At 67.6% G+C, this 12,555-nt stretch carries 11 protein-coding genes; 9 read left to right on the top strand and 2 right to left on the bottom strand.

Features of this window, described 5'->3' with window-relative positions; translation table 11 throughout:
* The first annotated feature begins 31 nt into the window (after nucleotides 1-31).
* The 9 genes from C7450_RS13450 (at nucleotide 32) to C7450_RS13410 (ending at nucleotide 8,373) form a co-directional block, all read left to right on the top strand.
* On the top strand, nucleotides 32-1,348 hold the full coding sequence (locus C7450_RS13450; protein ID WP_245449704.1) for an Hsp70 family protein: 1,317 nt from the start codon (nucleotides 32-34) through the stop codon (nucleotides 1,346-1,348).
* An 89-nt stretch (nucleotides 1,349-1,437) separates the two neighbouring features.
* Nucleotides 1,438-2,403, top strand: a complete 966-nt coding sequence (gene sppA, locus C7450_RS13445; protein ID WP_110374956.1) for a signal peptide peptidase SppA — start codon at nucleotides 1,438-1,440, stop codon at nucleotides 2,401-2,403.
* Between the two features lie 27 nt (nucleotides 2,404-2,430).
* Nucleotides 2,431-2,754 (top strand): integration host factor subunit beta, encoded by a 324-nt coding sequence (locus tag C7450_RS13440; protein ID WP_110374955.1) that lies wholly within the window; start codon nucleotides 2,431-2,433, stop codon nucleotides 2,752-2,754.
* Nucleotides 2,755-2,901: 147 nt separating this feature from the next.
* On the top strand, nucleotides 2,902-3,228 hold the full coding sequence (locus tag C7450_RS13435; RefSeq protein ID WP_110375138.1) for a LapA family protein: 327 nt from the start codon (nucleotides 2,902-2,904) through the stop codon (nucleotides 3,226-3,228).
* A 48-nt stretch (nucleotides 3,229-3,276) separates the two neighbouring features.
* The gene (locus tag C7450_RS13430; RefSeq protein WP_110374954.1) at nucleotides 3,277-3,972 is read left to right on the top strand and encodes a phosphoribosylanthranilate isomerase; all 696 of its coding nucleotides are present in this window, start codon (nucleotides 3,277-3,279) and stop codon (nucleotides 3,970-3,972) included.
* On the top strand, nucleotides 3,969-5,216 hold the full coding sequence (trpB, locus tag C7450_RS13425; protein ID WP_110374953.1) for a tryptophan synthase subunit beta: 1,248 nt from the start codon (nucleotides 3,969-3,971) through the stop codon (nucleotides 5,214-5,216). The genes C7450_RS13430 and trpB overlap by 4 nt, the downstream gene beginning before the upstream one ends.
* Nucleotides 5,213-6,046: a tryptophan synthase subunit alpha gene (gene trpA / locus C7450_RS13420; RefSeq protein WP_110374952.1), complete on the top strand. Its 834-nt coding sequence runs from the start codon at nucleotides 5,213-5,215 to the stop codon at nucleotides 6,044-6,046. Before trpB ends, trpA begins: the two co-directional genes overlap by 4 nt.
* A 51-nt stretch (nucleotides 6,047-6,097) precedes the next feature.
* Nucleotides 6,098-7,015 carry an acetyl-CoA carboxylase, carboxyltransferase subunit beta gene (accD, locus tag C7450_RS13415; protein ID WP_110374951.1) on the top strand — a complete coding sequence of 306 codons (918 nt, stop codon included), beginning with the start codon at nucleotides 6,098-6,100 and terminating at the stop codon, nucleotides 7,013-7,015.
* Between the two features lie 38 nt (nucleotides 7,016-7,053).
* Nucleotides 7,054-8,373: a bifunctional folylpolyglutamate synthase/dihydrofolate synthase gene (locus tag C7450_RS13410; RefSeq protein WP_110374950.1), complete on the top strand. Its 1,320-nt coding sequence runs from the start codon at nucleotides 7,054-7,056 to the stop codon at nucleotides 8,371-8,373.
* Nucleotides 8,374-8,544: 171 nt separating this feature from the next.
* Here C7450_RS13410 and trxA read toward each other — a convergent pair whose 3' ends face one another.
* Both trxA and addA read right to left on the bottom strand, forming a co-directional pair.
* The gene (trxA, locus tag C7450_RS13405) at nucleotides 8,545-8,865 is read right to left on the bottom strand and encodes a thioredoxin (RefSeq protein WP_110374949.1); all 321 of its coding nucleotides are present in this window, start codon (nucleotides 8,863-8,865) and stop codon (nucleotides 8,545-8,547) included.
* A gap of 107 nt (nucleotides 8,866-8,972) precedes the next feature.
* Nucleotides 8,973-12,554, bottom strand: a complete 3,582-nt coding sequence (gene addA / locus C7450_RS13400) for a double-strand break repair helicase AddA (protein WP_245449702.1) — start codon at nucleotides 12,552-12,554, stop codon at nucleotides 8,973-8,975.
* Between the last annotated feature and the right edge of the window lies 1 nt (nucleotide 12,555).

The raw sequence follows: 12,555 nt of genomic DNA, 5'->3' as shown, positions 1-12,555 counted from the left end.
TTGTCCTGGAATTGCCCGACAGGAGCCTGACGTGACGATCGCAGCGAAAGCCCCGGAGGATGTTGCCGCCATCGGCATCGATTTCGGCACGACGAACAGCGTCGTGGCACTGGCGCATCACGACGGACACGTCACCACGCGCAGCTTCCCCACGCATGCCGGGCCGGTTGATGCCTACCGGTCGGCCCTGATGTTCTGGCGCGAGGGGCGCCCGCCCGCCACCGCCATCCGCCATGCGAGCGGGCCAGACGCGCTCCATATGGCGATCGACATGACGAGCGAGCACCGCTTCCTGCAATCGCTCAAGACTCACCTGTCCAGCCGCGCCTTCCAGGACACGCGTCTCTTCGGCAAGCTTTACAGCCTGGAAGATCTGATCAGCGTCTTCCTCAGCGATCTCACGGCCGGGCTCGACGGGCTCGACAAGCTGTCGCTGATCTCGGGGCGCCCCGTCGTCTTTGCGGGCGATCGGCCGGACGAGGAGCTCGCGCTCAGCCGCCTCACCGCCGCCTATGCGGCCGGCGGCATGGCGAGCGTTGACTATGCCTATGAACCCTTGGGGGCCGCCTATTGGTATGCGCGCAACCTCACCCGGGCGGAAACGATGCTCGTCGCCGACTTCGGTGGTGGCACCAGCGATTTTTCGGTGATGCGCTTCGAGCCCGGCGGCGATGCCGGACGCCTGAAGGCCATCCCGCTCTCCCATGCCGGTGTCGGCGTCGCGGGCGACAGCTTCGATTACCGCATCATCGAGCACGCCGTCTCGCCGCGCCTGGGCAAGGACAGCCGCTATCGCTCCTTCGACAAATGGTTGCCGGTGCCGGCGCATTATCACGCGGCCTTTGCGCAGTGGCACCGCCTCTCGCTGATGAAAAGCCGCGAGACCATGACCGAGCTCAAGGCGCTGATCCGCGATTCGGAGGATCCGGCGAAGTTGGAGGATCTCCTGGCCGTCATCGAATACGACCTCGGCTATGCGCTTTATCGGGCGGTCTCCGCCGCCAAGATCGCCCTGTCATCGGCAGACGAAGCGCTGCTGTCGTTCAACGAGATGGGCGTGACGATCGAGGCGACCATCAAGCGCAGCGATTTCGACCGATGGATCGCTGACGACGTCAATGCCATCGAGGGTGCGCTCGATGAGGCGCTGGCCCGCGCAGGCACGGCTCCCGAGGCTATCGAAGCGGTTTTCATGACCGGCGGCACGTCGCATGTGCCGAGCGTGCGCGCCCTGTTCGACCGGCGCTTCGGGCCCGCGCGCATCCATGTGGGCGATGCCTTCCGCTCCGTCGCGAGCGGCCTCGCCCTGATCGCGCTCGATCGCCATCAGGCCGCCATCTCGGCCTGAAGCCTTGCCGGCTCCGCCGCTCGAGACTAAATCAGACGGCATCGCATGCCGTTTGCGCTTCTCGTTTGCGCCAGTGAGGAACCCCGCCGATGTCCTTCGAGGCCGATCTTCTTGTCGATCGCAAGCGTCTCCGGCGCAAGCTCACTTGGTGGCGCGCCGCGGTCTTCCTCGTTCTCATCCTCGCGGTCGGGGCTGTTGCCTGGGCTTTCCGCGACAAGGTAAGCGACGGTCAGGCGCAGATTGCGCGCATCTCCTTGTCCGGCTTCATCAGCGGCGATGAGCGCACGCTCAACCTCATTCGCGATGTCGGCAACAGCGGCTCGGTGCGGGCCGTGCTCGTCGAGATCTCGAGCCCCGGCGGCACGACGTCCGGCGCGGAGAGGATCTACAACGCGCTGCGGGAGCTCTCGGCGAAGAAGCCGACCGTCGCCGTTGTCGGCGGGCTGGCCGCATCCGGCGGCTATATCGCAGCCATCGGCACGGACCGTATCGTCGCGCTCGAGACGTCGCTCGTCGGTTCCATCGGCGTCCTGATGCAATATCCGAACGTCGAGGGGCTCCTCAATACCCTTGGGGTGAAGATGGAGGAGGTGAAATCGAGCCCGCTGAAGGCTGCGCCGAACGGCTTCGAGCCGACGTCTCCGGCCGCGCGCGCCGCGCTCGAATCGATCGTCGCCGACAGCTACGGCTGGTTCAAGCGACTGGTGCGCGAGCGGCGGAAGTTCGACGACGCACGGCTGACCGTGGTTGCCGACGGGCGCGTGTTCACTGGCCATCAGGCGCTGGAGCTGAAGCTCGTGGACCAGCTCGGCGATCGCCGCCAGGCTATTGCCTGGCTCGAACAGGAGAAGAAGATCGCCCGGGATCTTCCCGTACGCGAGTGGAAACGGGCCGGATCAGACGGAACGTTCGGGCTGTGGAGTGCCGTGGCGATGGGCGCACAAGGCATGGGGCTGACCAATGTTGCCGCAATTTTTGACCGTCTTGACAATCAATTAGCAGCCGACCGCCTTGACGGGCTTCTCGCCCTCTGGCACCCTGCACTCGAAAAATAGTGATTTTTCAAGGACTAAGCGGGGCACATGATTAAGTCGGAACTGGTGCTGCTCATTGCTGAGCAAAACCCGCATCTCTACCAACGAGATGTCGAGAACATCGTAAACGCCATCCTGGACGAGATCACGCGGGCGCTGGCCCGTGGCGACAGGGTGGAGTTGCGCGGCTTCGGGGCCTTCTCGGTGAAGAAGCGCGATGCCCGCGTCGGACGCAATCCGCGCACCGGGGAGACCGTCTCGGTCGCGGAAAAGATGATTCCCGTGTTCAAGACAGGCAAGGAGATGCGCCAGCGGCTCAATGGCGCAGCCCCGACCTCACGCAGCCGCGGTGCGGCGCGCGCGCGGGCGTAATCCTGCGTTGGATGGGAAAGAGCCGAGGCTGGAGGCAATTCCGATCCGATCGGTATTGTCTCCAGTTGATTGCTTTTCGCATTGTCTTCGCGCGAACCGGTGCCCATTTCGCTTGAGAATGCTTGCTATGCGACGGGAGACATCGCGATGAAGCGATTTCTGAAAGCCTTGGTGCTTGTGCCGCTTGGCCTTATCGTCGTGCTCCTGTCGGTTGCCAACCGTGGCCTCATCCGGGTATCGCTCGATCCTTTCTCCCCCGAGCAGCCTCTGGCCAGCCTCGAGATGCCGCTGTTCGTCGCGCTGTTCCTCTGTGTCATGCTCGGCGTCATCATCGGTGGCGTCGTCGTCTGGACGGCACAAGGCAAGCACCGCAGGATCGTGCGCCAACAGAAGCGTGAGCTGGAACGTCTGCGCACGGGCCCTGTCTCCCATCGCCCGCAATCCCAGGCCATAGCCACGATTCCGCCGATTTGAAGCGCTTAATGCGTCGCAGCGCTTTCGCGCTGTGGGGATGACGGACCTTTGACGATCATCAAAATCTGCGGGCTGAGCACGCCCGACACCCTGGCCGCAGCGCTCGACAGCGGCGCCGACATGGTCGGGCTCGTGTTCTTTCCGAAGAGCCCGCGCTGCGTCGACCTCGACACCGCGCGCTTTCTCGCGGATCAGGCGCGCGGGCGCGCGGCGATCGTTGCCCTCACTGTCGATGCCGACGATGCTCTCATTGAGGATATCGTCGCCGCCACGCGGCCCGACCTTCTGCAACTGCACGGCCATGAGACGGCCGCGCGCGTCGCCGCCATCAAGGCGCGCTTCCGGCGGCCGGTGATGAAGGCCGTCGGCATCGCATCGGCGGCGGATGTTGCCGCGGCGCGGGATCTCGCGGCAACCCTGCTCGCCCAGGCTGACGGCGAAGACCGCATTCTGCTGGATGCCAAGCCCCCCAAGGATGCGGCGTTACCTGGCGGAAACGGGCTGCCGTTCGACCGAAACCTCGTCGTCGGACTTGACCTCGCCCTGCCGTTCATGGTGTCAGGAGGGCTTGACCCTGCGAGCGTGGCCGAGGCCATCCGTCTCGTCACCCCCTGGGGGGTCGATGTATCATCGGGGGTCGAGCGGGCACCGGGTGTCAAGGATCCGGCCCGTATCGAAGCTTTCATCAAGGCCGCCCGCGCAGCTTGCGACGATGGCGGCGACGCGAGAGGCAAAGTGGCGTGACCAACGAGCCGAATTCCTATCGGACAGGCCCCGACGAGCACGGGCATTTCGGGCTGTTCGGCGGCCGCTTCGTGGCCGAGACGCTCATGCCCAATCTGCTCGAGCTGGAGGCGGCCTATGCCGCCGCCAAGGCAGACCCCGCCTTCGCCAGGGAGATGGCGAGTTACCACACGCATTATGTCGGGCGCCCGAGCCCGCTCTACTTTGCGGAGCGGCTGACAGAGCACGTCCGCGATCTAGCCGCGGCCAAAGGCGGCAGCGGCGGCGCCAGGATCTATCTGAAGCGCGAGGAGCTCAACCACACGGGCTCCCACAAGGTCAACAATGTGCTGGGGCAGATCCTGCTCGCCCGCCGCATGGGCAAGACTCGCATCATCGCCGAGACGGGCGCCGGCCAGCACGGCGTGGCGACCGCAACGCTCTGCGCCCGCTTCGGCCTTGAATGCGTGGTCTATATGGGCGCCGTGGACGTGGAGCGGCAGAAGCCCAACGTCTTCCGCATGGAGATGCTGGGCGCCAAGGTCGTTCCCGTGCAGTCGGGCTCGCGCACCCTGAAGGATGCGATGAACGACGCCCTGCGCGACTGGGTGACCAACGTCGACAATACCTTCTACTGCATCGGCACGGTGGCGGGCCCGCATCCCTACCCCGGCATGGTGCGCGACTTCCAGGTGATCATCGGCAACGAGGTCCGCAGCCAGATCATGGACGCCGAGGGACGGCTGCCCGACTCGCTCGTCGCCTGCGTCGGTGGCGGCTCCAATGCCATCGGCCTGTTCCATCCCTTCCTGGATGACCGCGGTATCGAAATCTTCGGCGTGGAGGCGGCCGGCCATGGCCTCCTGACGGAAGCCCACGCCGCCTCGATCAATGGCGGCCGGCCGGGCGTGCTGCACGGCAACCGCACCTATCTCCTCATGGACGATGACGGCCAGATCATCGAGGCGCACTCGATCTCGGCCGGCCTCGACTATCCCGGCATCGGCCCGGAACATTCCTGGCTGCATGACGTCGGCCGGGTGAACTACATCGGCGCGACGGATGCCGAGGCGCTCGCGGCCTTCCAGCTTCTCTCGAAGCTCGAGGGCATCATTCCCGCGCTTGAATCCGCCCACGCGATCGCCAAGGCCGTCGAACTCGCCGCCGAGCGCCCGCGCGACCACATCATGGTGGTGAACCTGTCCGGCCGCGGCGACAAGGATGTGTCGCAGGTCGCGGAGATGCTGGGGAGCCATCTGTCATGAGCCGCATCGACGCCAAATTCGCCGCCGTGAAGGCGGAAGGCCGCGCCGCGCTCGTCACCTTCGTGACGGCGGGGGATCCCAACCACGACACGTCGCTCTCCCTGATCAAGGCGCTGCCCGGCGCCGGGGCCGACCTCATCGAGATCGGCATGCCCTTCACCGATCCGATGGCCGACGGCCCGGCGATCCAGCTGTCGTCGCAGCGCGCGCTGAAAGGCGGACAGACGCTCGCGAAGACGCTCGCCATGGTCGCAGCCTTTCGCGAAGCCAACAGCGACACGCCTGTCATCCTGATGGGCTACTACAACCCCATCTATATCTATGGTGTGCCGCGCTTCCTCGCCGATGCCAAGGCGGCCGGGGTCGACGGCCTGATCGTCGTCGATCTGCCGCCTGAGGAAGACGCCGAGCTCTGCCTGCCGGCGCTGGAGGCCGGCATCGCCTTCATCAGGCTTGCGACACCGACGACGAACGACAAGCGGTTGCCGGCAGTCCTCGCGCATACCAGCGGTTTCGTCTATTACGTGTCCATTAACGGTATCACCGGCTCGGCGACCCCGGACTTCGCAGAAGTGGGCGTGGCGGTTGACCGGATCAAGGCGCATACCCACCTTCCTGTTGTGGTGGGCTTTGGCGTAAAGAGCCGTGCCCACGCGGCAGAGGTGGCAAAGGTTGCGGATGGCGTCGTTGTCGGATCGGCTCTAGTCGATGCGGTGCGCCGTTCGCTCGCTGCGGACGGCCGGGCCGGGACAGGGACTGTCGAGTCTGTCGTCGGTCTGGTGAAGGAACTCGCCGCCGGTGTGCGCGACGGCCAGCGCGTCAGGGCATGAGCATCGCGCCCCGCGTTGTGTGGCCGTGACATCTGGAAGGATGGATAGACGATGAACTGGATCTCCGACGTCGTTCGGCCGAAGATCAAGACACTCTTCAAGCGCGAAGTGCCGGAGAATCTGTGGATCAAGTGCCCCGACACGGGGCAGATGGTGTTCCACAAGGACGTCGAGGCCAATCTCTACGTCATTCCCGGCTCGAACTATCACCTGCGCATGACGGCGACCAATCGCCTGAAGGCGATGTTCGACGAGGCGCGATGGGAAGCCATCCCGACCCCCGAGGTCGCGATCGATCCCCTCAAGTTCCGCGACGAGAAGCGCTACGTCGATCGCCTGCGCGACGCCAAGGCCAAGACCGGCATGCAGGATGCGGTACTCGTCGGCGTCGGCGAGGTCGAGGGCCAGAAGACCACCATCGCCGTCCAGGACTTCGAATTCATGGGCGGCTCTCTCGGCATGGCGGCCGGCGAGGCCATCATCACCGGCCTCGACACCGCGCGCAGCCGCGGCACGCCTTTCGTCCTGTTCGTGTCTTCGGGGGGCGCGCGCATGCAGGAGGGTATCCTCTCGCTCATGCAGATGCCGCGCACGACGGTCGCCGTCCAGCGCCTGCGTGACGCGAAGCTCCCCTATATCGTCGTGCTGACGAACCCGACCACGGGCGGGGTCACGGCCTCCTATGCCATGCTGGGCGACGTCCACATTGCCGAGCCGGGCGCGCTCATCGGCTTCGCCGGTCCCCGCGTCATCGAGCAGACCATCCGCGAGAAACTGCCGCCGGGCTTCCAACGCTCGGAATATCTCAAGGACCACGGCATGGTCGACATGGTGGTCCATCGCCATGACCTGAAGGCGACCATCGCGCGCCTGAACGGCATCATGATGCGGACCCCGGCCGTGCCGGCCGCCGAAGCGAAGGACGAGCCCGAGCCCGAGGCGCCGGCGCTCGAGGCCGCCGCGGAGTAATCCGCGTTTCCATGGACGGGCAGAAAGCGGGAAACGCGATGGAATCGTCCGATGCCCTGTTGGCGCGCTTTCTCGCGCTGCATCCAAAGGTGATCGACCTTTCGCTGGGGCGCATCGCGCGCCTGCTGGCGAGCCTTGGCCATCCCGAGCGCCGGCTGCCGCCGACCTTCCATGTCGCAGGCACCAACGGCAAGGGCTCCACCATCGCCTTCACGCGCGCCATTCTGGAAGCGGCGGGCCTGTCGGTGCATGTCTATACGTCGCCGCATCTCGTGCGCTACCACGAACGCATCCGGATCGGGCGCCCGGACGGCAGCCGGATCGTCGATGAGCAGCGCCTGCTCGACGCCTTCCGCCGCTGCGAGGAGGCCAACGGCCGCGAGCCCATCACCTTCTTCGAGATCACGACGGCCGCCGCCTTCCTGCTGTTCGCGGAAAGCCCGGCCGACGCGCTCCTGCTCGAGGTCGGGCTGGGCGGCGAGGCCGACGCCACGAATGTCATCACGGACCCGCTGGTGACGGTGGTGACGCCCGTCTCGCTGGACCATCCCGAATATCTCGGCGACCGCATCACGACCGTGGCCGCTGCCAAGGCCGGCATCTTCAAGCGCGGCGTGCCGGCCGTGATCGCGCCGCAGGATCCGCAGGCGGCCGCCGTTCTCGAAGCGCGCGCCGAGCGCATCGGTGCGCCGCTTGTCATCGGCGACCAGGATTTCTCCATCCACGAGGAGGGAGGCAGGCTCGTCTATCAGGACGAGCGCGGCCTGCTCGATCTGCCGCTGCCGCGCCTCGCCGGCCGGCACCAGCATATCAATGCCGGCACCGCGATCGCGGCGCTGCGGACGGGCGGCTTCGATCGCCTGCCCGTTGCGGCCTATGAAGCGGGGATGAAGAACGCCGACTGGCCGGCCCGCATGCAGCGCCTCACGCGCGGCGATCTCATCGGCCATGCGCCTGAGGGCGCCGAAATCTGGCTCGACGGCGGGCATAACCCCGAGGGGGGCCGCGCGATAGCCAGTGCCATGGCCGATATGGAAGAGAGCCGTCCGGCACCGCTCGTGCTCATCGTCGGCATGCTCGGCACCAAGGATGCGGTCGGCTTCCTGTCGCCCTTCGCAGGGCTTGCCCGCGAATTGCTGGCGGTGTCGATGACGACGCAGCTCGCCGCGCGCCCGGCCGAGGAGATTGCCGAAATCGCCCAGGACCTCGGCTTCGTCACCTCGGCCCATGCCAGTGTCGAGGCGGCTCTCGCCGCCCTCAAGCACCAGGACTGGGACCATCCGCCCCGCATCCTGATCACCGGATCGCTCTATTTCGCGGGCGAGGTCCTGGCTGCCAACGGCACGCCGCCGACCTGAGCATCCGCCGGATTGCGGCGGCAGCCCGCTCGCGCGTTCCTCCCCAACAATGCGCAGCGAGCCATTCCCCTCCCTCGGGCTGATACTGCCTTGCCCGGCCCCAACAAAAAACCCGGCTCCATGAGGGGCCGGGTTCTTTTTAATTTGCGGCAGCAAAGCGCCTGGGTCTGATCAGACCGAAGCGGAAATCCAGCGCGACAGGTCGCTCTTCGGCGCGGCGCCGACTTTCTGGCCGGCGAGCTTGCCGTCCTTGAACAGGAGAAGCGTCGGGATCGAGCGGATGCCGAACTGCGCGGCCGTCGCCGGGTTCTCGTCGACATTGACCTTCACGACCTTGACCTTGCCGGCCATCTCGGTGGCGATTTCCTCAAGGGCCGGGCCAATCATGCGACAGGGACCGCACCACTCGGCCCAGAAGTCCACAACCACCGGCTCACCGGCCTTCAGGACATCGGTTTCGAAGCTTGCGTCGGTTACCTTGGTGGTCGCCATGATGAAAAAACCTTTCCTGGGTGACGGCTGCACGCGGAGCCATGGCCGTCCGTTGGGTGGAAACGTAAGAAGCGTGACGGGGTCGGTCAAGGAGCAGGCAGCACAGATCACGCCTGCTTGACGAGCATGAGTGCGGACTGAAGGGCCTCCGGTGGCACGGCGAAGACGCGCGACCCGCGCGTATAGACGAGGAAGGCCCGGACCGGCCGATCCGGATAGATCTCGGCCAGCAGGGCGGCATAGACGGCGAGCTGCGCGAGATGGCCCGGCGGGGCCGCGTCGAGCGTTGCTGGTGGCCAGTGACTCGTCTTGAAGTCGGCCACATGGACGGCCTCGTCCGTCACGGCGAGGCGGTCGATCTGGCCCGAGACGGGCACGGCCTCACCGTCGATGGTGATCGCGCCGGCGATCGGCACCTCGGCGCGGCTGCCGGGTCCGAACAGGGCGGCGAGATCCGGCCGGGCCAGCACCGCCAGCGCGTCGGTGACGAGGCGGTCACGCTGCTCGTCGTCAAGACCGGCCGCACGTACCTTCAGGAGCGCCGCGATCCCCCGCGCAGCCGCCTCGCCGCCGCGCATGAGGCCTTCGGGCAGGTGCTGCAGGAGCTGATGCAGGAAATCGCCGCCGAGCCGCGCCAGGCGCCGCGCGTCATCATCGCGCCGGGAACGCGGCGGCGCCCCCAATGGCCCGGCGAGCGTACCGGCGGCACCACCGTCAGGGGGAAGCTGGTCGGCCGCACCGAGCGCGCTCGAGGGACGCAACGGCGGGCGCGCCTCCCTTTCCGGGGGCAGGCGACGGCCGAGCCAGGCGGGCAAGGTCGGCACCGGCGGGGCCGTTACCGCCGGCGGCGCCGATGGGCTTGCCACGCGGGCAGGATCGCGCCACTGCCACACGGGAGCCGTGCCGTAGCGCACCGGGGCCTCGACAAGCCCATAGGCGCCGGCTTCGAGGCCCTTGTGGATCATCGCGGGCCAGCTTTTCTCCGGCAGCGGCTTGAACTCGCCCGTCTTGGGGTCGCGGCCAAGGCTCGTGTAGGCGGCGACAACCAGCCGTTCCTTGGCCCGCGTCATCGCCACATAGAGGAGGCGATTATGCTCCTCCTCCGCCTCGCGCCGCAGCCCGGCGCGGACGGCCTCGACCACGGGGGGATCGAGCTCGCCTCGCGGCGACCAGATCGGCACGGCGACACCATCGCCGCCGGCAATCGCGAAGAGCTTGGGGTCCATGCGCCCGGTCGGCACGTCGCAGCCATCGGCCAGAATGACGACCGGCGCCTCCAGCCCCTTGGCGCCATGCACGGTCATGACGCGGATCTCGTCACGGCTGTCGTCGAGATCGCGCTTCACCTCGCGCTCGGCTTCGCCGAAGGCCGTCAGGAAGCCCGCCAGCGACGGCGCCTGCCGGCGCTCATACCCCAGGGCCGCGGCCATGAATTCGTCGATGGCGTCGCCCGCCTCGGCGCCAAGGCGCGCCACCAGCTGCCGGCGGCCGCCGCCGGGCCCGATGAGATGGGCATAGAAGGCGAAGGGTCCGCCGCACCGCGCGCGCTGGCGCCACTCCGCCAGCAGGGTGGCGGCATGGGTGGCCCTCTCGTCGCCGGCGTCGGCCGCCAGCGTCAGGGCGCGCTCGAGCGACTGGTCGTCCGGCCGTTCGGCGCCGATGCGCATGAGATCGTCGTCATCGAGACCGACCAGCGGCGACTTCAAGAGCGCCGCGAGCGTCAGGTCGTCGGCGGGCAGCAGGGCGGCGCGTCCGGCGGCGACGAGGTCGCGCACCGCGATATGCTCGGTGACCTTGAGCCGGTCGGCGCCGGCCACCGGCAGGCCGGTGTCCTTCAGGGCGCGAATCAGTTGCTCGTAGAAGCCGCCGCGCTTGCGCACGAGAATAAGGATATCGCCGGCGGAGAAGCGCCGGCCGTCGTCACCCCCGCCCGTCCAGTGCTTCACGGCGCGCGCGATGCGCCGGGCCAGCCGTACCGGCGGTGAGCCCTCCTCCAGCTCGTCGACCGGCAGCGTCCAGGCCTCGGAATCCGGCACCTCGGTCGGACGCTCGGCCTCCCACAGCTCAACGAGGCCGGCGAGTTGCGGCCGGGCGCTCTCGTGCACCGTGCCGACGGCGCCGTCCTCGAAGGACAGGCCCTGGAAATGCTGGGGATCGGCAAAGACGGCGTCGACGGCCTTCAGCACCTCGGGCGCCGAGCGGAAGGAGACCGTGAGGCGCACGTCCTCGAAAGCCTGGCCGGCGGCCTCGACGCGCCGGCGGAAATAACGGCCGCTGCCGTCGAACTCACGCGGGGCGGCGCCCTGAAAGCCGTAGATGGACTGCTTGGGGTCGCCCACGGCGAACAGCGTCCGCCGCGTCACCGCCGCGCTCTCGCCGGCGGTGAATTCCTCCGCCAACGCCTTCAGGATGCGCCATTGCGCGGGGCTCGTATCCTGCGCCTCGTCCACGAGAATATGGTCGATGCCGGCGTCGAGCTTGTAGAGCACCCAGGCCGCCTCGTGGCGGGCGAAGAGATCGACCGTGCGCGCGATGAGATCGTCGAAATCCAAGGCGCCGCGCGCATTCTTCAGCGCCTCGACACGGGCAAAGACCGCGCTCGCCACTGTGAGCAGCGCCGCCGTCCGCTCGACGGCCAGCACCGCCTTGAAGCGCCCGGTCAGCGCTGCCAACCGGTCACGCTCGGCACGCAGGCGCTCGATCAAGGCGGGATCGATGGCCTTCGTGCCGAAGCGGTTGTCGGCTCGCGGCCCGCCGGCCTTGGTGAAGAACAGCGACCGATAGGCCGCCAGCCGGTCCGGCTGGTTCGTCGCCGCAAGCGCGGACCTCAGGCAATCGGCCAGGTCCCTGTCCGTCTTCTGGCCGGCCGCCAGCGCGGCGACGATATCAGGCCAATCCACCTCCGGAATGCCGTCCTCCAGCATGGCCCGTTCGACGCGGGCGCGATCGTCCGCCGGATCAAGCCCGAGCGCCGCCTTGATGGCGTCTGTCGCGATGCCACTCGCCCCGGGCGCGCCGTGCTCCCTGGAGAAGCCCTGCCGCAGCAGAGCTTTGGCACGCAGCGCCTCAGCCAGGGCCTTGTCGATGGTGACGTCGCCCGCCTCCTCCACCAGCCGGTCGAGCGCGGCGGCCAGTGCGGGCGCCCGGCCGGCAATGGCGTCGCTGATCACAGCGACGCGGGCGCGGGCGAGGAGATCGGCGGCGTCCATGTCGTCCAGCACCTCGAACCGGGCGGGGACATTCGCCTCGAAGGGGAAGAGATGCAGCACGCGCTCGCAAAAGGCGTGAATGGTCTCGATCTTGAGGCCGCCCGGGGTTTCGATCGCCCACGCGAACAGCCGGCGCGCGACCTGGCGCAGATCCGCCGTCGGGCGCGTCCCCATGAGGCGCAGCAAGGCGTCATCGAGCGCGGCATCATCGAGCGCGACCCAGCGGCCGAGCTCGTCGAACACCCGGTTCGACATATTGGCGGCAGCGGCCTTGGTGAAGGTGAGGCAGAGGATGCGTCCGGGCTCCGCACCCGCCAGCAGCAGGCGCAACACCCGGTTGGCCAGCACGGTCGTCTTGCCGGAACCCGCATTGGCCGACACCCAGGCGGAAGCGCCAGGATTGGCGGCGCGATGCTGCTGGGTGATGACCCGGCCGATGACATCATCGACCGATAAGGCCGGCGTGGATGAAGGCGGCATG

Origin of the sequence: Chelatococcus asaccharovorans, assembly GCF_003201475.1 — a bacterium.
GTDB lineage: Bacteria > Pseudomonadota > Alphaproteobacteria > Rhizobiales > Beijerinckiaceae > Chelatococcus > Chelatococcus asaccharovorans.
The sequence above is the reverse complement of the archived record's forward strand: the minus strand, read 5'-3'. Positions and strand labels throughout refer to the sequence as shown.